General features: G+C 57.0%; 16 protein-coding genes and 1 pseudogene. 12 read left to right on the plus strand and 5 right to left on the minus strand.

Annotated elements, in window-relative coordinates; all coding sequences use genetic code 11:
- Window positions 1–139 precede the first annotated feature (139 nt).
- The 4 genes from BN3277_RS09585 (at window position 140) to BN3277_RS09605 (ending at window position 7,410) form a co-directional block, all read left to right on the plus strand.
- A complete protein-coding gene (locus BN3277_RS09585; protein ID WP_187380057.1) occupies window positions 140–1,864 on the plus strand; it encodes a right-handed parallel beta-helix repeat-containing protein in 1,725 nt (574 codons plus the stop codon).
- Between the two features lie 25 nt (window positions 1,865–1,889).
- Window positions 1,890–3,983 carry a glycoside hydrolase family 95 protein gene (locus BN3277_RS09590; protein ID WP_059042080.1) on the plus strand — a complete coding sequence of 698 codons (2,094 nt, stop codon included), beginning with the start codon at window positions 1,890–1,892 and terminating at the stop codon, window positions 3,981–3,983.
- Window positions 3,984–3,988: 5 nt separating this feature from the next.
- Window positions 3,989–6,433, plus strand: coding sequence for a glycoside hydrolase family 95 protein (locus BN3277_RS09595; RefSeq protein WP_059042083.1), 2,445 nt, complete (start codon window positions 3,989–3,991; stop codon window positions 6,431–6,433).
- Window positions 6,434–7,041: 608 nt separating this feature from the next.
- On the plus strand, window positions 7,042–7,410 hold the full coding sequence (locus BN3277_RS09605; protein ID WP_059042087.1) for an MmcQ/YjbR family DNA-binding protein: 369 nt from the start codon (window positions 7,042–7,044) through the stop codon (window positions 7,408–7,410).
- 40 nt (window positions 7,411–7,450) lie between these two features.
- Here the strand turns inward: BN3277_RS09605 and BN3277_RS09610 are convergent, their stop codons facing one another.
- The gene (locus tag BN3277_RS09610; protein WP_059042089.1) at window positions 7,451–8,398 is read right to left on the minus strand and encodes an AraC family transcriptional regulator; all 948 of its coding nucleotides are present in this window, start codon (window positions 8,396–8,398) and stop codon (window positions 7,451–7,453) included.
- A gap of 146 nt (window positions 8,399–8,544) precedes the next feature.
- On the opposite strand from BN3277_RS09610, the pseudogene BN3277_RS09615 reads away from it, so the two are divergent.
- The 3 genes and pseudogenes from BN3277_RS09615 (at window position 8,545) to BN3277_RS09625 (ending at window position 13,860) form a co-directional block, all read left to right on the plus strand.
- Window positions 8,545–11,644: pseudogene (locus BN3277_RS09615) on the plus strand (DUF5107 domain-containing protein).
- 300 nt (window positions 11,645–11,944) lie between these two features.
- Window positions 11,945–12,913 carry an aldose epimerase family protein gene (locus BN3277_RS09620; protein ID WP_059042091.1) on the plus strand — a complete coding sequence of 323 codons (969 nt, stop codon included), beginning with the start codon at window positions 11,945–11,947 and terminating at the stop codon, window positions 12,911–12,913.
- A gap of 92 nt (window positions 12,914–13,005) precedes the next feature.
- Entirely contained in the window at window positions 13,006–13,860 is an 855-nt protein-coding gene (locus BN3277_RS09625; RefSeq protein ID WP_059042093.1) for a DsbA family protein, read from the plus strand.
- A gap of 230 nt (window positions 13,861–14,090) precedes the next feature.
- On the opposite strand, the gene BN3277_RS09630 is transcribed toward BN3277_RS09625, so the two are convergent.
- Window positions 14,091–14,936, minus strand: coding sequence for an AraC family transcriptional regulator (locus tag BN3277_RS09630; RefSeq protein WP_059042095.1), 846 nt, complete (start codon window positions 14,934–14,936; stop codon window positions 14,091–14,093).
- Between the two features lie 288 nt (window positions 14,937–15,224).
- On the opposite strand from BN3277_RS09630, the gene BN3277_RS09635 reads away from it, so the two are divergent.
- The gene (locus BN3277_RS09635) at window positions 15,225–15,671 is read left to right on the plus strand and encodes an Hsp20/alpha crystallin family protein (protein WP_059042713.1); all 447 of its coding nucleotides are present in this window, start codon (window positions 15,225–15,227) and stop codon (window positions 15,669–15,671) included.
- 68 nt (window positions 15,672–15,739) lie between these two features.
- Here BN3277_RS09635 and BN3277_RS26000 read toward each other — a convergent pair whose 3' ends face one another.
- The 3 genes from BN3277_RS26000 to BN3277_RS09650 are packed head-to-tail and all read right to left on the minus strand — an operon-like array spanning window position 15,740 to window position 19,000.
- On the minus strand, window positions 15,740–16,090 hold the full coding sequence (locus tag BN3277_RS26000) for a molybdopterin dinucleotide binding domain-containing protein (protein ID WP_232436376.1): 351 nt from the start codon (window positions 16,088–16,090) through the stop codon (window positions 15,740–15,742).
- On the minus strand, window positions 16,018–17,799 hold the full coding sequence (locus BN3277_RS09645) for a molybdopterin oxidoreductase family protein (protein ID WP_059042099.1): 1,782 nt from the start codon (window positions 17,797–17,799) through the stop codon (window positions 16,018–16,020). The genes BN3277_RS26000 and BN3277_RS09645 overlap by 73 nt, the downstream gene beginning before the upstream one ends.
- On the minus strand, window positions 17,768–19,000 hold the full coding sequence (locus tag BN3277_RS09650) for a nitrate/nitrite transporter (protein ID WP_059042100.1): 1,233 nt from the start codon (window positions 18,998–19,000) through the stop codon (window positions 17,768–17,770). The genes BN3277_RS09645 and BN3277_RS09650 overlap by 32 nt, the downstream gene beginning before the upstream one ends.
- A gap of 496 nt (window positions 19,001–19,496) precedes the next feature.
- Here BN3277_RS09650 and BN3277_RS09655 point away from each other — a divergent pair, with 496 nt between their 5' ends.
- The 4 genes from BN3277_RS09655 to BN3277_RS09670 all read left to right on the plus strand — a co-directional run bounded on the left by BN3277_RS09655 (window position 19,497) and on the right by BN3277_RS09670 (window position 23,818).
- Window positions 19,497–20,918: an aldehyde dehydrogenase gene (locus BN3277_RS09655; RefSeq protein ID WP_082691397.1), complete on the plus strand. Its 1,422-nt coding sequence runs from the start codon at window positions 19,497–19,499 to the stop codon at window positions 20,916–20,918.
- Between the two features lie 40 nt (window positions 20,919–20,958).
- Complete coding sequence (locus BN3277_RS09660) at window positions 20,959–21,291, plus strand: L-rhamnose mutarotase (RefSeq protein ID WP_082691398.1); 333 nt, start codon at window positions 20,959–20,961, stop codon at window positions 21,289–21,291.
- A gap of 28 nt (window positions 21,292–21,319) precedes the next feature.
- On the plus strand, window positions 21,320–22,213 hold the full coding sequence (locus tag BN3277_RS09665) for an aldo/keto reductase (protein WP_059042102.1): 894 nt from the start codon (window positions 21,320–21,322) through the stop codon (window positions 22,211–22,213).
- Window positions 22,214–22,408: 195 nt separating this feature from the next.
- The gene (locus BN3277_RS09670) at window positions 22,409–23,818 is read left to right on the plus strand and encodes an XRE family transcriptional regulator (RefSeq protein ID WP_232436377.1); all 1,410 of its coding nucleotides are present in this window, start codon (window positions 22,409–22,411) and stop codon (window positions 23,816–23,818) included.
- The last annotated feature ends 214 nt before the right edge of the window (window positions 23,819–24,032 follow it).

Below are 24,032 nucleotides of genomic sequence, written 5' to 3' on the forward strand. Positions count from 1 at the left end.
CCGGCCTGTCGGGCCGGCGTTCCTATTTTTCAATCGTGTAGGGGGAGCGGCAAAGGTTCAAGCCAGCCTCTTGCGTAAAAGGACGTTTTCAGGTATTTTTCTTCCAAAACAGAGATGGATGGGGAGGAATGGATGTGTTATGTTGAGCGAAGATCGTGCGATCGTAATCTCCTTGGGCGATTTCGGGGCCTCGCCGGATACGGATGAGGATGCGCAGCCGGCCATGCGGATGGCGCTGGAGGCGGCCGCCCGAGCGGAGGGTCCGGTTGTACTTGAGGTACCGTACGGGCGGTATCATTTTTATCCGCAATCGGCCATCCGGGCTCCATACCCTGTGACCAATACGGCCAGCGAAGAGGAGTTGACCAACGTCACGAAGACGATCGGGTTGCTGCTGAAAGGGCAGCGGCGGTTGACCCTTCGCGGGAACGGGGCGCTATTTCTGTTCCATGGCAAGCAGACGATGCTGGTATTGGACGGCTGTCAGGACGTGGCGATCCATGACCTTCACTTCGACTATGCCGTGCCGACGGTAACGGAAATGACGGTGGAGCGTTGCGAGCAAGGGGAGGGCTGGATAGAGGCGGCGGTGCATCCGGACTCGAGATATGACATTCAGGAAGGCCGGCTGGAATGGGTTGGCGAGGACTGGCGTTTTCGGGAGGGGCCGATGCAGCTTTACGATCCGGCGGAAAATACGACCTGGCGGGTAGATAACTGGCTGGAGCAGGGGGGGACACGAACGGAGGAGATCCAACCCGGGCGGTTGAAGTTTTCCTTTACCGGCGGTGTACCCGAGGGGTTGATCCCCGGTCGTATTGTGCAGATGCGCGACGGTATCCGGGATCAGGTGGGCGTTCTCATCAGTGAAAGCGCGGGCATTATGTTCTCCGGCTGCGGCCTGCATTTTATGCATGGGCTTGGGATGGTGGGACAATTTAGCGAAAACCTGGTTTTTGAGCGCTTGGACTTATCGCCGCGTGCCGAAAGCGGACGGACGGTTGCCGGCTTCGCCGATTTCATCCACCTGTCCGGCTGTCGAGGGCAGATGCAGATCCGAGATTGTCGGTTTGCTGGGGCACATGATGATGCAATTAACGTCCACGGCACCTATCTGCGCATCGTTGGCCGCCCGTCGCGAAGCCAGATGGTCGTGCGGTTTATGCACCCGCAAACCTACGGCTTGCCAGCCTTCCGCGCCGGGGATGCGGTTGGCTTCGTTGATGCGAATACGCTGGTGACGTATGAAACCGGCTTGGTGGTGGACGTTCGTCGGTTAAGCTCGCGGGAGCTGCTGCTTACGTTGGAGCGGCCTGCGCCGGAGCAGATCGGCCCGCAGGACGTGCTCGAGAACATCACCTGGTCGCCCGCGGTGGACATCACGGGCAACCATTTTGCCCGCATTCCAACTCGTGGAGTGTTGGCCTCCACACGCGGGCGGACCGTCATCCGCGACAACGTGTTCGAACGGATGCGGATGAGCGCCATTCTTGTCGCAGCCGACGCTAACTCCTGGTATGAATCAGGCGCAGTCACGGAGATGGTGATTGAAGGGAACCGGTTTATCGCCTGCGGCGGGGAGGCTCATGCGGTAATAGCGATCGCGCCGGAGAATCAGGAAGCGCTCTCAGACGCACCGGTTCATCACGGGATTACGATCGTTAACAACCGTTTCGAACGGGAGCACGGGCGGCTATTATCCGCGCGCAGCACAATGGGATTGGTGTTTCGCGGGAACGAGATCCTTCAGACGCCGTCTGGAGAACTTGATCCAGAACAGCTTGTGCAGTTGGAGGCTTGCTCGGATGTGGTGATTGAGGATCCTATCTTCCGCGTGGAGGATGCACAGGCAAACGAGAAATAGGAATGGGACAGGGGAGGAAGAAACGATGGAGCAAAATACGAAGCTGCAATACCACAGGCCGGCTGCGGTCTGGACCGAAGCGCTGCCGCTTGGAAACGGGCGTCTCGGCGCCATGGTTTACGGCGGGGTTGAGCGGGAAACGATCAGCCTAAACGAGGACACTTTATGGTCGGGTTATCCGCGGGATTGGAACAATCCAGCTGCCCGCCAGGTCTTGCCCGAGGTGCGGACGCTCGTGCGGGAGGGGCGATACGAGGAAGCGGATCAGCTGGGACGCCAAATGCTGGGACCGTACACCGAGTCCTATTTGCCGCTTGGCGATTTGCTGCTCACGTTCGAGCACGGGGCGGCCTGCCTGAGCTACCGGCGTTCGCTGGACTTGGCGGATGCCATCCACCTGACGGAATACGCAATCGGAGGGGTGACCTATACGCGGGAAATGTTCGCCTCCCACCCGGATCGGGTTATCGCGCTGCGGCTGACGTGCAGCCAGCCGGGGGCGCTGGCCTTCCATGCGCGGCTCGACAGCCCGCTTCGACATACCGCCGCCATTGAAGACGGTGCATTCGTGCTGCGCGGGACGGCACCGGAACGGGTGGAGCCGAACTACGTGAATGCGGATCGACCGATCCGTTACGGCGATCCGGCCGTTTCACCGGCGATGGCTTTTGAGGGCCGGTTGGCGATTGCTGAAACGGACGGCCAAGTTCGGGTCGACGGAGCCGGCATCCATGTGCTGGACGCGACGGAAGCCGTGTTGTACTTCAGCGCCGCGACCAGCTTCGACCGGTTCGACCAGATCCCCGGCGCGGGACGACCGGGGGCCACTCCAGCCGAGGTGGCGGCGGCACGCGCCAAGGCGGACTTGGCCGGTGCGCTGTCCGGCCCGTATTCGGAGCTTCGAGCTCGACACCTCGGGGATTACCGGGACCTGTTTGGTCGCGTTAGCCTGCGGCTGGGGGAATCCAAGGCTCCACAAGGCATGGATACGGAACGCCGGATCGTAGAATATGGCGCTTCCGACCCTGGCCTGGTGGAACTGCTGTTCCATTATGGCCGGTATTTGCTGATCGCCAGCTCTCGGCCGGGCACACAGGCCGCCAACCTGCAGGGCATCTGGAACGCGATGACCCGGCCGCCTTGGAGCAGCAACTGGACGCTGAATATCAATGCGGAGATGAACTACTGGCCGGCGGAAGTATGTAATCTGGCGGAATGCCACTGGCCGCTGCTGGAGATGATCGGCAATTTGGCCGAAAACGGAGCCAAAACGGCTGCCGTCAACTACGGCACGCGCGGCTGGACGGCCCACCACAACACGGATCTCTGGGGGCAAACCGCCCCGGTGGGCGATTTTGGCGACGGCGATCCGTCGTGGGCATTTTGGCCGATGGGCGGCGTGTGGTTAACGCAGCATCTGTGGGAGCATTACGTCTTTGGCGGGGACGTTGCTTATTTACATGATTTTGCTTATCCCCTTTTGAAGAACGCCGCATTGTTTGCCCTCGACTGGCTTATCGAAGACGAGTCGGGTTATCTCGTGACCTCGCCGTCTACCTCGCCGGAGCATAAATTCCGTACGGCGGAAGGTGTAGCGGCGATCAGCGAAGGGGCGACGATGGATTTGTCGCTGATCTGGGAGCTGTTCACGAACTGCATCGAAGCGGCGGGTGTGCTTGGCATCGATGAAGCGTTTCGCGAGGAGCTGCGACAAACCCGGGAACGGTTGCTGCCGCTGCAGGTCGGGAAGTATGGGCAATTGCAGGAATGGAGCCGGGATTTCGAGGACGAGGATGTGCATCATCGGCACACCTCCCATCTGGTGGGCGTCTATCCCGGCCGCCAGCTGTCGGCGGCGGAGACGCCGGAGCTGTTCGCCGCCGCGCGCCAGGTGCTGGAGTGGGCGGGCGGCGAACTCGCCGAGGCGGAGATCGTCTCGACGCTGGGGCATACGTGCCGCGTGCGCGCCGGGCTCAACGGGGACACGCCGCTGGCCGTTTATCACGGCGATGTAGAGCTAGCCGTGGAACGGACCATAGACGGCGACATCCAATTTGCGACGGAAGCCGGAGAAACGTACCGGCTGGTGCGGGATGGCCGGGCGGCCGGGAAGGAGTGAAGGGGATGGAGATGCGCGGAGCGGAGCAAGGTATCCCCAAGCTCTGGTATGACAAGCCGGCCGTGGCCTGGCCGCAAGGGTTGCCCGTGGGCAACGGACGGATCGGCGCCGTCGTGATGGCCGCGCCGGATCGCGAGGTCTGGAACCTGACCGAGTCGACGTACTGGTCCGGCCAGGCGGAGGAAGGAGCACCTGCCGCGACGGGAGGCAAGGCGGCGCTGGCGGCGATCCGCGAGCGGTTGTTCGCCGGCGATTATGCCGGTGCTGACCGGCTGGCGAAGCAGGCGCTGCAACCGCCCAAGCCGAACTTCGGCACCCATCTGGCGATGTGCGAGGTGGTGATTGAATTTGCCGGGGGCGGGGAGGAGATGGCGGGAAGCGGTATCGGTGTCTCCGATCGCTCCGGCGAACTCGCCCCGCTCGGTGATTCCAAACCGACCGGGGTGGTTGATGCGTCCTGCCTCCCATTCCGGCGCGAGCTGGACCTATCGACAGCTTTGCTGAAGACGACCGGCGGTCCCCCAGGATCAACCTTGGTCCGGGAGCTGTTTGCTTCCCACGCCGACGATGTTCTCGTCTCGCGGATAGGGAGCGAAGCGGCGGGCGGTGTCTCGTTTACGCTCGGGATTGCGGGTCTTACACCCGAATTCGCGGTTTCGGCGGAGGGGGAGACGGCGCTCGAATTCCGCGGCCGGGCGACGGAGACGGTGCACAGCGACGGGGCCTGCGGCGTCAGTTGCCGCGGCCGCGTTGAGGTTGAGACCCGGGGCGGCCGCATCCGCGTCTACGACGGCCGGCTGGTTGTTATGGGCGCGGACGAAGCCTGCATTTATCTGGCGGTCGCCACGGATTACCGCAGGGAGTCGCGCGCGTGGGAGCGGGCAGCCCGGCTGCAGACCGCCTTGGCGTTATCCAAGGGCTATGATCGCTTGAGAGCGGATCATATAGCCGACTACGCGCCGTTGTTCCGGCGGGTCTCCATCGAGCTGGGGCCGTCCGAAGAAGCGGCGAAACTGCCTACAGACCAACGGCTGCAGCGGCTGCGGGAGGAAGGCAGCAGCAGCGATCCTCAGCTGTTTGCTCTATTTCTGCAGTACGGCCGCTATTTGACCTTGGCCGGCGCGCGGGAGGATTCGCCGCTCCCCTTGCATCTGCAAGGCATTTGGAACGACGGTGAAGCTTGTCGAATGGGCTGGAGCTGTGATTACCACCTCGACGTGAACACGGAGATGAATTATTATCCGACCGAGGTGGTTCACCTTGGCGAAAGCCACATCCCTTTGATGCGATACCTGGAGGAGTTGGCCCATGCGGGACGCAAAACGGCTCGCGACGCCTACGGTTCGCCGGGGTGGGTGGCGCATGTGTTTTCGAACGTATGGGGATTTACGGAGCCGGGCTGGGACACCTCCTGGGGATTAAACGTCACCGGAGGGTTATGGCTTGCCATGCAGATGATCGAGCATTACCGATACGGACTGGACCAAGAGTTTCTGAAGCAGCAGGCGTATCCGGTGCTGCGCGAAGCGGCGTTGTTCTTCCTCGACTATATGACAGTTCATCCGAAATCCGGCTGGCTTGTGACCGGGCCTTCGAACTCTCCGGAGAACCATTTTTACCCGGGGCGGCCGGAAGAAGGGGATTGGCAGTTATCGATGGGAACCACGATGGATCAGGAACTGGTGCGGGAGCTGTTTACGTTCTGCCTGGAGGCGGCCGAGCTGCTGGAGGTCGATGTCGAGCTGCGTGCCCGCCTGACCTCCGCCATCTCCCTGTTGCCTCCGCTGCAAATCGGTCAAAACGGCCAACTGCAGGAATGGCTTGAGGATTTCGCGGAAGCGCAGCCGGAGCATCGCCATTTGTCGCATCTGTTCGCATTGTACCCGGCGCATCAAATCACACCGGAGGAGACGCCGGAGCTGGCGACCGCCGCCCGGGTGACCCTGGAGAACCGCATGCAGCAGGACGAACTCGAGGATATCGAGTTTACAGCGGCGTTGTTCGGGTTGTTTTTTGCCCGGCTGCAGGACGGGGATCGCGCTTTGAAGCATATTTCGCATCTGGTCGGCGAGCTGTGCTTCGATAATTTGCTTAGCTACTCCAAGGCAGGGATCGCCGGGGCCGAGACGAACATTTTCGTCATCGACGGCAATTTTGGCGGCACCGCAGCGATCGCGGAAATGCTGCTGCAAAGCCGTCCCGGCGGCGAAATCCACCTGCTCCCGGCGCTGCCGGCGGCCTGGCCGACGGGCCGGGTAACGGGCCTGCGCGCCAAAGGAAACGCCGAGGTGGATCTCGCCTGGGAAGCGGGCCGATTAACCGGTGCGGCCGTGCGCACCTTTTCGCCGGGCATGTTTACGGTATACCTTGGCGGCCGCCGGGCGACCTTCGAGGCGAAAGCCGGCGGAGAGTATCGGTTTGACGGGACGCTGACGCTGCAAACGGTGTAGCCGTGACTTCACTTCGCAAGAGGGAGGGGCCATTTCGAAACGGGATCGTACCCCACGAATCCCCGCGGAATGGCCCTGTTCTTTTCTCCGGGAGGCCCATTGAGTTAACTAAATAAGTGCGTCACTGCAGTTATTTTCGCACTTTTCAGCCCAATCGGCGGATTAGTTGCAGGAATACCGTTATTTTCGGCTGATTGCCGACAATCGGGCTTTTTCCAAGAAAATAAGTGCATAAGCGGCGTTATTTTCGCCAAAACCCCTTCCTTTCGGAAAAATAAGTGTATTCCCGCCCTTATTTCCCCGCCATCCGTTGTCCTTCCCCCTCCCTCCAACAGGGAAAATGTACGCCCCACACCGCAAAAGTACCTTTACGCTCCCGACCTTACACGGTAACATCATCCCTGGAAAGCGCGGTGCTTCGAAATCGCCACCTATCGGATCGATCCGCAGGTGCGGTCTATTCAGTCGGTGGATTTAGGTAAGAATTCAATTCCAGCAAGAAGCAGCCGATTGTAAAGGCTCATAAGCTACTTCGTGCGATGCTTTTCCTCGCTTGGCTTGTCATGATATAGTTACACCAGATACTGTGCGAGTAAGGGGGAAGGGTTGTGTATCGTAAACTGGTTGCGTATTGCTTGTCCAAAAAAGGGGCTGTCCAGGAGTTTCCTTTTGGTCCGGAGACGGCGGTGATGAAGGTTGGGGGGAAGATGTTCGCCTTACTTCCCGTCAAAGCTGAAGATGAGGTGGCGAGCATTTCCTTGAAATGCGATCCCGTGATCGCCGACAATCTCCGGGAGCAGCATGCTTGCGTGAAGCCGGGATATCACCTGAACAAAAAGCACTGGAATACGGTCACCGCCGACGGCAGCCTGCCGATGGACGATTTGCGGGCCATGATTGACCATTCTTACGATCTGGTGCTCGGCGGGTTAACGAAAGCGGCCCGTGAGGCGGTCTTGATGCGCATCGGCGGATAATGCCGGGTTGGTACAGGAAGCCTTCGGCCGCTCCGGAGCGTTATCCCTTCGGAATACGGCGGTATTCGGTGGGGGAGTACCCCATGATTTTCTTGAATAATCGCGAAAAATAATACGGGTCGGACAGGCCGACCGCACCGGCGATCTCTTTAACGCTTAAGCCGGTGAGGTCGAGGAGCTGTCCGGCCCGCTGCATTTTCAGCCGCAAAAAATACTCGATCGGCGGAAGCCCCGCCTCCCGGTTAAACAAGTAAACGAGATGCTGCTTCGACAGCCCGATCTGCTTCGCCATTTCGGAGAGCGTGAGGCTCTCCGTCAGCCGCTCGGTCATGTAGCGGACGGCCTCCTCGAAATAGCGCTCGCGTTTGCGGTCCTGCGCCGACCGCTCGGCGCTGAGCCCGATGCTGCTGAGCAGGTGGCGCATCGTCTGCGCGACATGGATCTGTACGGGCAAGGAGTAGTGCTTATCGTGCAGCAGGCGGTAGCATTGCTCGAATAACTCCAGCAATTGGGCGTGTACGCTGAGCGGCAGGCGGACCGGTCCGTCCTGGGGCAGTCCGTACGTGCGAATCAATGCGGCGGTATCCTCGCCTTGCAGATGAAACCAGTAGATACTCCAGGGTTTGTCGACTGAAGCCCCGTATCGGTGCGGCATGCCCGCCGGGATCACCGCTAGCTGGCGTTCCGTCAGGAGGTAGCTTTGCTGCGTTTTGCTCATCGTCGTTCCCAAACGCTCTGCCCTGCCGTCCTCGGCTTCCTCGCTCCATTCCACCCATCCTTCGCCCTCCACGCAATAGATGAAGATATGAGCATCCGCTCCTTCCGGGCGTTCCCGAAAATGATGCCGCGCCTGCGGGAAAAAACCGATATCGCTGACGAACAGCGGGCGGGTGAGGGCGGATTGGCTTAATTCTTTCAGCATATAGTCCGGTTGAACGAACAGCTTTTGCGCCTCAAAACCATCAGGTTTGCGAATTTGATCTTCCATAGAAATCCCTCCTCATAAGAATATAGTCCATCATCTCCCGTATTTCGTCAATTGGAATTCCTTCAGGTCCGGGGTACATTGGGGTTACAAACCATTACACCATTACAACCATTACAACAACGAAGGGGAAAAAGGGAGGATTGGATATGAACGTTCAACCACAGGGTTCCACGCAAACCACCACCCCGGTACAGGTACGGGTCTGGGAAGAGGATCAACGGATTCCAACCTACGGGGTTGGGGAGCCGGACAAAAACCCGATGTTTTTAGAAAAACGCGTGTATCAAGGCAGCTCCGGACGGGTTTACCCTCATCCGGTCATCGATAAGATTTACGACGAGAAGCAGGAGGTCTGCTATCGGCTGGCGATTTTGGAGAATGAGTACGTGCGCATCGAAATCATGCCAGAGCTGGGGGGGCGGATCTATCGCGCGCTCGACAAAACGAACAACTACGATTTCGTATACTACAATCGCGTCATTAAGCCGGCGCTGGTTGGCCTGGCCGGACCGTGGATTTCCGGCGGCATCGAGTTTAACTGGCCGCAGCATCACCGGCCGAACACGTTTGGCTCGGTTGAGTATCGGCTGGAGCAAGGCGAGGACGGCAGTGCCACCGTCTGGGTCAGCGAAATCGACCGTATGTACGGCACCAAGATGACTGCCGGGTTTACGCTTTACCCTGGCAAGGCGTATCTGGAGATTTCCGCGCAGCTGTACAACCGGACGCCGGAGCCGCAAACGTTCCTGTGGTGGGCCAACCCGGCCGTGGCGGTGAACGATCATACGCAGTCTGTGTTTCCGCCGGACGTTACCGCCGTATTTGACCATGGCAAGCGCGACGTCTCCCGGTTCCCGATTGCCACCGGCACGTACTACAAGATGGATTATTCCGAAGGTGTCGACATTTCCCGTTACAAAAACATCCCGGTTCCCACCTCCTACATGGCTTACAAATCCGATTTCAACTTCGTCGGCGGATATGACCACGGCGTGCAAGCCGGTTTGCTGCATGTTGCCAATCACCACATTTCCCCGGGGAAGAAGCAATGGACCTGGGGGAACGGGGAATTTGGCCAGGCTTGGGACCGCAATCTGACGGACGAGGACGGCCCGTACATCGAGCTGATGACCGGGGTGTATACCGACAACCAGCCGGATTTCACTTGGCTCCAGCCGTATGAGGAGAAATCGTTTAAGCAGTATTTTATGCCCTACAAAGACATCGGGGTCGTCAAAAATGCTTCCATCGAAGCGGCCGTTAACCTCGAAGTTGACGAGACCACGCGGACGGCGACGGTGCTGGCTTATGCAACTTCCGTATATGAAGGGGCGGTCGTGGAGCTCAAAGGCGCACGCCGGGTCTACGTATCCGATACCGTGACGCTGTCGCCGACGTCGACCTACAAATCGGTGGTCTCGCTGGATGAAGGCGACCAGCCTCATGACTTGCGGGTGACGGTGCGCGACCGCGAAGGGCGGCTGCTGATCTCGTATCGCCCGGCCGAACCGTCGATCGAGCAGGTGCCGGAAGCCGCCAAGCCGCTGCCGAAGCCGCAGGAGCTGAAGACAAACGAGCAGCTGTATTTGGCAGGTCTTCACCTGGAACAATACCGCCACGCTACGTTTGAGCCGGAGGCGTATTACCTGGAGGGCCTGAAGCGCGATGCCGGCGATATCCGCATCAATGTCGCTTACGGTACGCTGCTGCTGCGCCGGGGCCGGTTCGCCGAGGCGGAGGCGCATTTCCGCACGGCGGTGAAGTCGCTGACCTGGCGCAACCCGAACCCGTACGACAGCGAAGCGCTGTACCAGCTTGGGTTGGCGCTGCAGTTGCAAGGGCGGGACGAAGAGGCGTTCGCCGCCTTCTACAAAGCCGCCTGGTCCGCCGCCTGGCAGGACAGCGGCTACTATTCGCTGGCCGCGATCGCCTGCGGCCGCGGCAGCTATGCGGAAGCGCTCGAGCTGGTCGAGCGCTCGCTAATCCGGAACAGCCGCAACTACAAGGCGCGGCTGTTGAAGGCGGCGCTGCTGCGCAAGCTGGGGCAGCCGGGGGAGGCGCTCGCCTATGCGGGCGAGACGCTGGCGCTGGACCCGGCGCGCCGCCGCGCCGGCGGACTACTGCTTCCCGAACAGCCTGACGGATCTGCTCGTACTGCAAAGCGCGATCGCGGCGAACCCGGGCGATGCGAAGGCGCATTACTACCTTGGCAACTGGATGTATGACAAGAAACGTCCGGACGACGCGATTGCCCACTGGGAGGCGTCCCGGAAGGTGGACGCCGGGTTCCCGACCGTGCACCGCAATCTGGCGCTGGCGTATTACAACAAGCGCAACGATGCCGACGCTGCACGGGAGGCGCTGGAGAAGGCGTTTGCGTTGAACCCGAAAGATGCCCGGGTGTTTTACGAGCTGGATCAGCTCTACAAGAAGCTGGACCGTCCGGCGGCGGAGCGGCTTGCGGGGCTGGAACGTCACTTGGCGCTGGTGGAGAAGCGCGACGATCTCTATCTGGAATACGTCACGCTGCTGAATACGCTGAGCCGTCATGACGAAGCATTACGGGCTTTGGAAGCCCGGAAGTTCCACCCTTGGGAAGGCGGCGAAGGCAAAGTGACCGGACAGTACCGGTTCGCCCTCGTCGAGCTTGGGAAGCAAGCGCTGGCGGGCGGGAACGGCGATCGGGCGATCGAGCTGCTGGAACAGGCCCTCGTCTACCCGGAAAATCTCGGGGAAGGCAAGCTCACCGGAGCGCAGGAGAACGACATCCTGTATTACCTGGGTTGCGCCTACGAGGAGCTGGACCGGATGGAGCAGGCGACACCGTATTGGCAGGCCGCCTCGCAAGGGCTGGAGGAGCCGGCCGGCGCGATGTATTATAACGATCAGCCGCCGGAAATGATTTATTACCAAGGGCTGGCTTGGCGGAAGCTAGGCGTGGAGAAGGAAGCGAAACGCCGGTTCAATAAGCTGGTCGACTATGCGGAGAAGCATTTGTTCGACGAGGTCGAGTTCGACTACTTCGCCGTGTCGCTTCCGGACTTCCTCGTGTTCGAAGACGACTTGAACCGGCGCAACGTCACCCACTGCCGCTTTATGCTGGGGCTTGGCAAGCTGGGCCTTGGCCGGGCGGCGGAAGCTGCCGAGCGCTTCGACGAAGTGCTGTCCCTGGAGCCAAGCCACCAGGGCGCGAGGATCCACCGGCAGATGTGCGGATTGCCGGGGACGTTACAAACTCTACGCTAACGCTTGCCACAACGCTTATTTGGCCTAAAATGACGATGTTGACTTTCTAACGCTGATCAGCGTGCTTATGGGGGCGATGAAGCCCCCTTTTTGCTCCAAAATGAGCAAATAAGGTGTCTGGTAAGCGTTAGATCTAAAATCTCCTCCTTTTTGCGCAAATAGCGTTGGTCACAAGCGTTAGACGATTGTACTCCCGCAGCGAAAGGGAAAACTGTGGAAAATGGGGGCGAATCGCGTGTCTTCAACGTTTCACCTCAATGTTTCACCTTACAGCGATCCGGTTGGAGGAGGAATAGGCGAATGAACCAATGGCGAAAGTCGGAAGTGGAGGGCTGGGACGCCTGGACCGGGGAAACCGAGCAACTAGCGGTGACCATCGTTCCAGAGCTGGGCGGCAAGGCCGTATCGCTGCAGAATCGCAAGACGGGGCGTGAATGGCTGTGGCGGAGTGATAAGCCGCTGGGGAACGAGGGCTACGGCACGTCCTTTGCGGCCGGCGACGAAAGCGGCTGGGACGAAATGTTCCCGGCCATCGATGCCGGGGCATACCCGCAAGCGCCTTGGCAAGGCCGGGCGATCCCCGACCACGGGGAGGTCTGGTCCCGGGCTTGGGAGCATCAGACCACGAGCTCGGCCCTGACCTGCCGGATTGGCGGCGTGCTATTTCCCTATGTCCTGGAGAAGACTTATACGTTCCCGGCCGCAGACACACTTCGCACCGAATACACCGTGGCGAACTTGTCGGGAGCGCCCTTCTCCTTTTTATGGGCGGCGCATCCACTGCTGCAGGTACGGGAGGGCATGAAGCTGCACGTTCCGAACGATCTGAAAGAGATCGAGGTCTCTTACTCTGCGGAGGGAAGGCTAGGTGCGTTCGGATCCAAGCAGCCTTGGCCCCTGGCGCACAGCAGCATATCCGGAGGGCCGGTTGACCTGAGCACCGTGGAGCCCAACGCCGGCCGATTCGCGGAGAAGTATTACTTCACCGGCCGGCTTGGGCTCGGCTTCGGCTCTGGCTCCGGCTCCGGGTACGCCGGCATCAGCGATCCCGCGACCGGCGAGGCGCTGACGTTCTACTTCCCCGCAGATAAAGTGCCGTATTTAGCCGTCTGGGCCAACTACGGCGGGTTCGGCGGTAACTATCAACTTGCCTTGGAACCGGCCACCGGGCGTATGGATGAACTCGCCCATGCCGTCCGCCGGGGTGAAGCCGCTGTTGTTCCCGGCCGGGGCGTGTACCGTTGGCATTTGGATGTCACGTTAAGCTGAGTTCGATCCGTGTGTGACCTTTGTTACTCCCCTGCCGTGGGCCATACGCTAGAATGAGGACGAAACTAATCCATATGGAGGTAGGATGGCGGATGGCCCAGAACAAGGGTAGCAATCGGAATGGCAGCGAGAAACCGGCTTCCAACAATAAGACGGCGTACAACCGAACAAGCCCTGACAAGAAGAACGCCGGCAAGGGGACGGCAGGCAAATCTCCCAACGGAAAAGGAAGGGACCCGGGGAAAACAAAATCCGGTCTGATTTTTGTCGCTTCGTTGATTTTGATTGGCGTCTTGGTGATCACGCTGGCTATCGTTTTCCTGAAGGGTTCGGATTCTTCCGGGTTGAAGGATCTCCCGAACTACACGGAAATCAAAGGCGATTACACCGCCGAGGGCTTGAAATATGAGAAGCAACCGCATCTAGGTGATCCGAACGCCAAGGTTAAGGTCATCGAGTTCGCCGATTTTAAATGCCCGGCCTGCAAGAAATGGGATGAAACCTACATGACTCAGCTGCAAAAAGACTTCATCGATACCGGCAAAATCGAGCTGTTCTTTACCAACTACGCGTTTATCGACCGGGATTCGATCATGGCGGCCAGCGCGGGCGAAGCGATCGCGGCGCAGAGCAACGAGAAGTTTTGGGAGTTTAAAAGTAAGCTGTACGAACACCAAGGGGATGAAACGAAAATCTGGGCAACACCCGGCTTTTTGCTCGACTTCGTGAAGAAGAACCTCGAGGGGATCGACTATGAGCGATTCGAGAAAGATCTAAAGGAACACACCTACATGCTTCCGGTCAAAGAGGATTTCAAAACCGCCGGCTATTACGGCGTCAACGGAACCCCTCAATTTATGGTGAACGGGGAGCTGCTGCCAAGCGCCTCGTACGAGGAGTTGGCGGCGGCGATCGAAGCGGAGCTGGCGAAGGCGGGCGGACAATAGGATCATTTCGGACGCTTTATACGATGATCCCCTTTGATCAGATCGCCGAGAACTGGCGAAGAGCTTAACTCACTCCGGTCTTTGGCCCTCCTGAATGAATGGGATCATCGTGCAAAGGCAGCACGAGAGACATCAAGATGCGCTGGAAATCGGCGCTGATGCATACGAGGTAGAAGTTAACACCGGCCGACTGAGGATATCGGCCGGTTTTTTCTTATGTCGTAAGCCGGTTATGAGCGTGGTTTGGGCTTTAGTCGAACAGGGATCCAAATTTCCACCTTGCACCTATCCGAGGCCTCGTCCCATGCCGCGTATTTTTCGATCGTGGGGCCGGATTTCTCGTATTTGCTTTGGGGCAGGAACTCGGTGTTGATCCGTTTCCATACGTTTCCGAGCGTATGCCCTGAAATGCTGCCGTTCGCTTCGAACTTTAACCACGTGCCTTCCGGATATATGTAGCTCTCGAATCCGGGCACGTCTTCCTGCTCCCACTCGATCGCACACATATAGTCGTTGCTGCCCGTCTCGTCGAACCCAAAGCATAACCCCAAATCCAGGGGACGGCCGCAGCGCTGTTGGATGGCCTCATGACTGCCGTCGCTGTGGACCACCTCCCAAGTTCCGCCGCCAGAAGAAGTTACGCGCCGGATGCCGATGACTTTAAAGCCAGGTTTTACCATAACCGTATAATCCATTTTATCCACCCCTTCCATTGCTAAAGTAAAGCGAAGTCGACCATAAAAGGCCAACTTGACTCCCGGACCACGGGCCTGCATCGGTGACACTCCGTGGAGACGCTTGAACGCGACGGTAAAAGCATCCGCCGAGGCATAGCCATACCGCATGGCGATATCGATGATTTTCTCGTCGGTATTCTGAATATCGTAAGCGGCGCAGCTCAGTTTTCGACGGCGGATATACTCGGACAAAGGGAGCTCCGTCATCTGCGTAAACGCCCCCTGAAACAACGGAAAGGAACAAGCCGCAATTCGGCTGATTTCCTGTTCGTCGATGAGGTCGCACAAATGCTCCTCCACATAGTCCATGACTTGATTCACTCGCAGAATCCAATCCATACCTCTTTCACCTCTTTGAGCTTTATTATAGAAGGCCCAGATGGCCGCAACCCGTTAGTTTATGAAGAAAAATCAACGGATGGAAGGAACGAGTAATTCAGGAGAACTAGATTTAAGGTCAAAAAAGGTCAAACTCGCAGATTGATGGACCTCGGACCAAAAAATAAAACGAAAATCGCCGCCTATGGAGGGATTTGGCTCGAGATGGTTTTTGTCACTTTGGAAGCGGGGGCATATAATGAAGGTGTAAGGTCAAATAAGGTCAAACCAAAGAAAGGGGAATACATGATGTTTGATTTGATTCCATTTGGCAGACATAGAGAAGACGCGTTCAGCCAGTTGGCGAAGACGTTGAATGATGTGTTCCAGGATGACTTTTTTGCCCCGTTTCAAAATTCACCGCGTGCCTTCCGAACCGATATTCGCGAGGCGGAGGATGCGTATCTGGTTGAAGCGGATCTGCCGGGTTTCCGCAAAGAGGACATCGAGATCGATTATGCGGCTCCTTACTTGACGATCAAAGCCGTTCGCAATGAGGACAGCAGCATGGAGGATACCAACCAGCACCTCGTTCGCAAGGAACGCCGGTACGGCGAATATGTGCGGCGATTCTACGTGCAGGACATTGAGGAAGACAGCATTCGCGCGTCCTTGAAGGATGGTGTGTTGAAGCTGGAAGTGCCGAAACGGCAGCCGACCCGCTCCAAACGCATTCACATTCAAGACGGCGATTAATATAAAACAGGGGCTATCCCTCCAGCAATAAGCTGGGGAGGATAGCCCCTTTGGTATTTCATCCATCCTTAGCCCCGTTCATGGCGAGATGCTGCCAGGGCTGCCGGATCGCCAGTGTGTTCATCGGTGCGTTGCACGGCGGTGTAGTTGGCCTCCTCTGGTGCCACCCGTTCGGCGCGGACGGCGCTGATCTTGAACTCCGGCATCCGGCTGACGGGGTGGAGGGCATCGTTCGTCAGCCGGTTAACCGCCTGGTCGCCGCCCCAGTGGAACGGGACAAACATCGTGCGCGGATGGATGTCCGCCGTCACCTTGGCGGCGACCTCCAGCGACCCGCGCCGCGAGGTCAAGCGGACGCGGTCGCCCTCGCGCAGGCGAAGCTGCTCGGCCAGGTCCGGGTCTGGCCGGGCCCGGGGCACGGCCAGAACAGCCCCTGCGCTTCCTGCAGGCGCGGGTAGCTTAAGCCGCTGTAGTCGGCTTTGCCCCCGGCGGAAGCGCGGCACAACTCGTCGAATACTTCGCTCATCGACGAGTAAGAGAAATAGCGCCCTCGGCCCAGCCGTTCGGCGAGGGCGCACAGCAGCCAGGCGTCCGGCATCGCCGCGCCGGCCGGCTTAAACACCTGGGGCCGGTAGAACACCCGGCCCTCGAGGTTCGTCATCGTCCCTTCCACTTCGAGGAAGGACGTGCCGGGCAGCAGCCAATCCGCGTAGGCCGCCGTCTCCGTCTCGAACAGGTCGACGACGACGAGCAGGTCCAGCTTCGCCAGCGCCTCGGCGACTCGGGCATTGTTGGGGCTGGACACGACCGGATTGGAGCCGAGGAGGATCATCGCTTTGATGTCGCCGTCCAGCACCTTCCCGAACAGCTCATACGCGGAGACGCCTTTGCCGGGCAATTCACTTGGATCGATTCCCCAGACGCCGGCGACATGCGCCCGAGCATCGGGGTCCTCGATCGAGCGATAGCCCGGCAGCTGGTCGGCCTTGAGCCCATGCTCGCGGCCGCCCTGCCCATTGGCTTGCCCGGTGACGGAGCCGAAACCGCTGCCTGGTTTCCCGATGTGCCCGCATAGCAGGCACAGGTTGATGTACTGCAGCGTATGCTCCACGCCGTTCACCTGCTGCTCCAGGCCCCGCGCGGTCAGGACCATCCCGCGCTTCGCCCCGGCAAACCCGCGGGCCACCTGGCGGATCGTCGCCTCGGGGATCCCGGTGAGGGCGGCAACCCGTTCGGGCGGGAAGGCCCGCACCGCCTCCTGCACCGCTTCAAACCCTTCCGTATGCGCGGTCACAAACTCCGCGTCATACAAGCGCTCCTCGATGATCACATGCATCATTCCGCTGATGAGCAGCGAATCCTGTCCAGGCTCAATCATCAGTTGGTGGGTGGCGATCTTGGCCGTCATCGTCCGCCGCGGATCGATGGTGACGATGACGGCCCCTTGCTTCTTGGCGGCCAGTAAATAAGGCATCAGCGTGGGTTGGCACTCGGCGATATTGGTACCGGCGAGGAGGAGATAATCCGTTTGGGGGATATCCTCAAGCGGAAAGGGGAGACCGCGGTCGATCCCCAACGCCAGTTGCTGCGCCGCCGCCGCGGAGGACATGCAGTATCGACCGTTATAGTCCACGTAGCGGGACCGCAAGGCGACCCGGGCAAATTTGCCAAGCAAATAACACACTTCATTCGTCAGGGAACCGCCGCCAAACACGGAGACGCTGTTGGGACCGTACTGTTCCTGAAGCTGCCGAATCCGGTCGGCGATGTCGTCCAGCGCTTCGGGCCAAGCCGCTTGCGACCAAGCGGGAGAGGTTCCTTCAGGGGACAAAGACTTCCCCTTAAGACCGCCCGACATCCCCGCTTTATTGCTCCGACCCGAGTTCTGCTCCGCAAGTCTGCGCAGCGGCTGCATCACCCGTTCCGGATGAACCGTATGCTCAAAGGCATTGAAGCCCTTTTGACAGAGCCGGCCGGTGGCTACGGGGAAGTCCAGACTTGGCTTCACTTCATACCCCAGCCTGGACCCGGGGGTAACGTGCAGGTCCAGGCTGCACTGCATACTGCAGAAGGGACAGTGGGATCGCAAACGCTGCTCAGGAAGGGCGGCTGTAGGGGTAAGCATCATAAGTCGCCTCCTTCCGCTGCAGGAACGTTCGTTTCCACTGGCCTTGAATGAGGGTGACGGTGAGGATGCAAGCCAGCGCGATGCCGCTTAGAATGAGAAAACCGGGGGTATAGGAACCGGTCCACTGCTTTAGGAGGCCAAGGATATTCGGCAGGAAATAACCGCCCAGCCCGCCGGCCGCCCCCACAATCCCGGTGATCACGCCGATTTCTTGCTGGAACCGCTGCGGGACGAGCTGAAATACCGAGCCGTTGCCCATGCCCAGGCACATCATGCCAACGAACAGCAGCACGGTGACAACGGACAGCGGCGGCAGCGACGAGACGGAGGCCATCATGAGAGCCACCCCCGCGTATAAAGCCAGCAGCATGCGGACTCCGCCAAGCTTATCGGCCAGCCAGCCGCCTACCGGACGGAAGAAGCTCCCGGCGATCACGCATAAAGTGGTGAAATCGGCGGCCCGCACCGCGCTAAGCCCGTATTGTGTATTGAAAAAAATCGTCAAGTAGTTCGACAACCCTACAAAGCCGCCGAACGTCACCATATACAACAAGCAAAACAGCCACGTATCCCGCTCGCGAAGCACGGCGGCGTAGTCGCGCAGTTTTTTGGGGTCCGGCTGGTTGGGACTGTCTTTCGCCAGCAGTGTAAAAACGAGGAAAACCAATGCAACCGGAAGGAGAGCGAATCCAAACACGACCTCCCAGCTCCCAAAATACTGGGCGATTCGATTGGCGAATAAGGTGGAGAAGACGGTGCCGCTATTGCCAGCCCCGGCGATCCCCATCGCTAATCCCTGGTATTGCGGCGGGTACCAGCGGCTGGCTAAAGGCAGGGCCGCCGAGAAGGAAGCGCCAGCTACGCCCAGAAGCAAGACGACCGTGTACAACTCGCCTAGCGAATCGACGAATTGCCAGCCCCAGACGAGCGGCACCATGGTGACGGCCATACCAAGCTGGCCGGTCCGTTTGGGTCCGATTCGGTCAGCCAGCACGCCAAGCACCAGGCGAAGCACAGAGCCGCCAAGGATCGGCAGGGCGACGAGATTGGCTTTTTGCGCGGCGTTCATCGGGTAGTCCTGCATCATGATGACGGCTAGCGGCCCGATCAGGACCCATACCATAAAGCTAACATCGAAGTACAGAAAAGCGCTCAGCAGCGAGGGCTTATGCCCGCTCTTCAAAAAACCGGTACGTTCCATCCTTCCATCTCCTCTCCAGGTTCCATCCTCTTTGTCCGGGATGTTTCTGTTCTCTTAGGTACGGCCAAAACTGGGCGCAAAACAAAAAGGAGCCCCGCGCAATCTTGCGATTGCCCGAATGGCTCCTTTGCCGACCGGCGGCACTACGTTGTGCGAGACCGGAATATGAATAGGGTTGCGCCACGACGTTGTGAACGTAGTTAAATTATATGAGTTTTAGAAAGAATATGTCAATATAAATAACAAAAAATGTTCATAAATTTAACTGAAAATCATCTTGACGATTGCAAAAACGTAGTTTTCACGACGAGAATTCATTTTTCCGTGGATTTAATGTAAGGAAATATGACATAAGCGTATTTGACAACACCACTCATTCCGACGCCAACCCCATGAAGAAGGTCCTTCCTTGATACATGTCATCAACTCGATTTCGGGTTACAATAGAAGGTACAGACAAGCGAGACGAAGAATTCGAGAAAAAGAGGGATCCGCCTTGAGTGAAACCGAAGTGCCCACCCGAACGCCAAGCCAAGATCAACCTGTTGCCGCGTCCGTTGCAGAGATCGTTCGCGCCCAGCAGCAATTCGTCCAGTCCGGTGCCACACGCCCGGTTGAGTTCAGGCTGCGCCAGCTGGAACGTTTGAAGGCCGCTATTACCCGTTACGAAATGCGAATTTTGGAAGCGCTGCAGCGGGATTTGCGCAAACCTGAACTCGAAGGTTACAGCACGGAAGTGGGTTATGCGTACGACAGTATCGGTTACGTGATGAAGCGGCTTCGGCAATGGGTCAAGCCGGAGCGGGTACGAACACCGATCACCCATGTTGGCTCCCGCAGTTACATTTACCGGGAGCCTTACGGCTCGACGTTGATCATCGGCCCGTTTAACTATCCGTTTATGCTGGTGATCGATCCGTTGATCGGGGCGATCTCCGCGGGGAACGCCGCCATCGTTAAACCTTCGGAGTTTACGCCTCATGTCTCTGGGGTTATTGCCGAGATGCTTGGCGAAACGTTTGATCCCGAGTACATCCGGGTCATGGAGGGGGGGCAAGAGGTGACGTCCGCGTTGATTCACGCCCCGCTGGATTTAATTTTTTTCACCGGAAGCATTCAGGTTGGGAAAATTGTGATGGCGGCAGCCGCGGAGCATTTGGTTCCGGTGGTCTTGGAGCTGGGCGGGAAAAGCCCTTGCATTGTCGATCGGGAAGTGGATTTGGAGCTGGCCGCACAGCGCATCGTTTGGGGGAAATTCCTCAACACCGGTCAGACCTGCGTGGCGCCGGACTATGTGCTCGTTCACGAGTCGGTGAGAGCGGAGCTAATCGCCAAAATGAAGGCGCAGATCACGGCCTTCTACGGGGAAGATCCGCAGCGAAGTCCGGACTATGGTCGGATCGTAAACGAACGGCACTGGAACCGGTTGATGGGATTATTGGATCCCTCTAAAGTAGCGGTTGGCGGGACGGGGGAGCGCGAGGATCTGTATCTGGCACCAACGATTATGGACAACGTGAGCTGGGAAGACAAAGTGATGCAGGAGGAGATCTTTGGGCCGATTTTGCCGGTGCTGGAATATCGGGAGTTGGACGCGGCGCTCCGGAACATCCGGGAACACCCCAAACCGCTGGCGCTGTACTTGTTTACGAGCAACTCGGCAACGGAACAAAAGGTGATGGAGTCCGTTTCGTTCGGCGGGGGATGCGTAAATGATACGATCATGCACTTAGTGAGCCCGTATCTGCCTTTTGGCGGCGTAGGTTCTTCCGGGATGGGCGCTTATCACGGCCGGTACAGCTTTGAGACGTTTTCGCACCGGAAAAGCGTGTTGAAAAAGTCGCGGATCAACCTTAGCTTTATTTATCCGCCCTATACCGCCGGGAAGCTCAAGCTGATCCGACGTTTTATAAAGTAGGGAAGTTTGATGGAATGAAACTTTCATGGGAGGGGTATTCATGGAAATGAGTCCAAGCCGCAAATTCGCCTGGACCTGGCGCGTGAAGGAAGATCAGCTGGAGGCTTATGTGGAGATGCATTTGAATCCCTGGCCGGAGGTGCTCGAGGAGCATACCCAAGCGGGTATTCGGAATTATTCGATCTTTCAACAAGGGAATCAGTTTTTCTACTGCTTCGAATGCGATAATCCGGATGCGGCGTTCAAGTACATTGCGGACAGCGAGGTGTGCCAGCGGTGGAATGCGATCACGTCGGGGATGGTGGAGGGTTCATTTGACTTTAATGAGCCGCAGCCAATCGTGCCGATGCGCGAGGTTTTTTACTTGAAATAAATCCAATCACATCAGGAGGATTCGGAACATGAAATATCGCAAATTAGGGAAGACCGGTCTAAACGTTTCTGTGGTGGGCATCGGAACCTGGCAGTTTGGCGGGGAGTGGGGCTTGAACTACACGCAAGCGGAAGTGGATGCGATTTTGGATCGCGGCCGGGAGCTTGGCATAAACTTGATCGATACGGCCGAGTGTTACGGCGATCATTTGTCCGAATCGTTCATCGGGGATTATCTCAGCCGGCGCAACCGGGAGGATTGGTTGGTAGCCACGAAGTTTGGGCATCAATTCCATGAGCGGTTCACACGGACGGACCGTTTTGATGCCGCAGCGGTCCTGCAACAGCTAGACGCTTCGCTAAAAGCGCTGAAGACCGAATACATCGATTTATACCAGTTCCATTCCGGTCCGGATGCGGCTTTTGACAATAATGAACTGTGGACGCTGCTGGATAAACAAAAGCAAGCCGGGAAAATCCTTCATCTAGGCACGTCGATCGGCAGCAACGACAACCTTCATCAGACCGAGGCCTCGACTAAAGTGGGTTCGGAGGCGATTCAGGTGGTGTACAACCGGCTGGACCGCGTGCCGGAAGAGCGAGTGTTCCCTTCCTGCGAGCGCCAACAATTAGGTGTGCTTGCGAGGGTGCCGTTAGCGAGTGGCTACCTCAGCGGTAAGTATAAACCGGGTGCGGTGTTTAGCGAGACCGATGTGCGCCATCGTCACGATCCGGAGAACACTCGCCGCAAGCTCGAAGAAGTGGAGGAAATCCGGCGGAACGAACTGCCGGAAGGCGTGGACATGGCTCAGTGGGCTTTGGCCTGGTGCCTGAAGAATCCGATTGTCAGCACGGTGATTCCGGGCTGCAAGAATCCGGCGCAAGTAGAGGCCAATGCGGCTGCGGCTGAGCTGGAAATCTAAGAAACTTCAAGAAGACCGATAAGCAGACAAAATGTTTGCTTATCGGTCTTTTTTCTTATTGACGATTGTCAAATTTAGGATTATTATGTAACTATAAATTGGTATTTTTGAAGTATATGGTGTTGCTTGATGTCATTGGATGTCGTTTGGTGCTCTACTAGTCGAGAAACTTTCGACTCGTAGAAGGAAGCGGGATTGGGGGGCGATAATTTTTTGATATCCACAACCACGATTCGCGCAGAACTAGAAGACTACATCAAGAGCGAAAGGACAACCCTACATCGTTTTTCGGAAACTGCCGGGGTTAACGTCGGTACGTTAAGCGGAATCATTAACGGGAACCGGCCGATTGCCATCGGTCAACTGGACCGAATCACGGCTGCGATGGGCTTGCCCGAAGGACACTTTTACGATTTATACGCAGATGAATGTTTTACTTCAACCGCTCCGCATTGGAGAAGGTTGCGGCCGTTCCTGATAAAATGCGCCGAGCTGGAGAAGTACGATTGTATCAATGTGGTATTAAGCCGATTACTAGAAGACTTGAAACAGATTGCGGGAATTTTCGAAACTGCGGAGCAAATGTTTGAGAAGGGTCTAAAAAAAGCTGCCGTAATTCTATATGAAGCTGTAATTGAAAGCGAGAGATCTAGCCATTCCGAACGGCTGGCCATGAGTTACTACAGGTTGTTTAAAATTCACAGCATGGATAGTGACAAGGGATTTAAAACTGCAATGCAATTTTTGCCCTACAGACATCGTTTGCCGGAAGTGTATGCGCTTGATGGAATACTAATGTTGGTCGAAGTTTATTCGCTTAAATTTAATTGGTCTGAAGTCGAAGCATATGCAGATGAACTTTGCGCATTAGCTAAAGCGTTGTACGAAAGAAAAGTATGGAGATACAGCGATTTCAAACCACTCCGTCCTCTTGTTTATTATTATGGTAGGGGCTATCTTTTCAAGTCTGGCTCTTATGAATATAGAGGAATGTTTGAGGAAGCAAAGAAATGGATTGCAGAATATGCGGATTTAAGTTGGTTTGATGCCGATGATGAAACCCAAACTGCCGTTATTGAACAATTTAAAATGTTTGCCCAGGCCAATTATCTTTGTATGGATATTAAAACGGGGGATCGTTCAAAAATTCCTAAGTATGTTCAATTCTTGGAAGAAGAACCCGATGAACTGGTGGAGGGCTTGATAACATTAGTAGAATCGGCCAATCGCTATGAGTTTTACATTGATGATATTCTTGATCGATTTTCCGAAGAAATTGAAACATACAGGTTGATTGGAAAAGATAAGTGGTTTCCAGAATCCGTAGTCAGTGTGAACCGTTGTTCCGTTTTTTTTCAGAATTACGCAATTTATAATCTGAGAAAAAGGAATTATGAAGAAGGTATAAGGAGCTTATTATATAGCTTAAAACTGGCAATTTCCTTGAATAATAAATCTTTGATCGTGAATTGCATGACTTTATTTGAACTGAATCGCAGGTTCGTAACTGAGGAGCAATATAATAATTTTGAAGAACTGTGTAGAAAGGTGTGGGAAAATGAAAAAGAAAATGTTTTTTACGGTTTCGGCTTTGACAATGGTTAGTTTGGTAGGTTTGGCAAGTGGTACTGGTTTAATTGCAACATTGTCACATGGCTATTGGGGTTAATCTATTTTGTCTTGAACCATTCAAAAAAGTAGGGGTCAGCCCTTTTGGGTTGACCTTATTTTTATTTTATAGCGTATCTAGAGACAGAGTGAGCAACTTTCCGGGCTGTAACATCTCAAAAAATGGAATTTTTTTGTTTCTTGCATTAGG

The sequence above is a fragment of the Paenibacillus rubinfantis genome (assembly GCF_001486505.1).
Classification (GTDB): Bacteria; Bacillota; Bacilli; order Paenibacillales; family Paenibacillaceae; genus Fontibacillus; species Fontibacillus rubinfantis.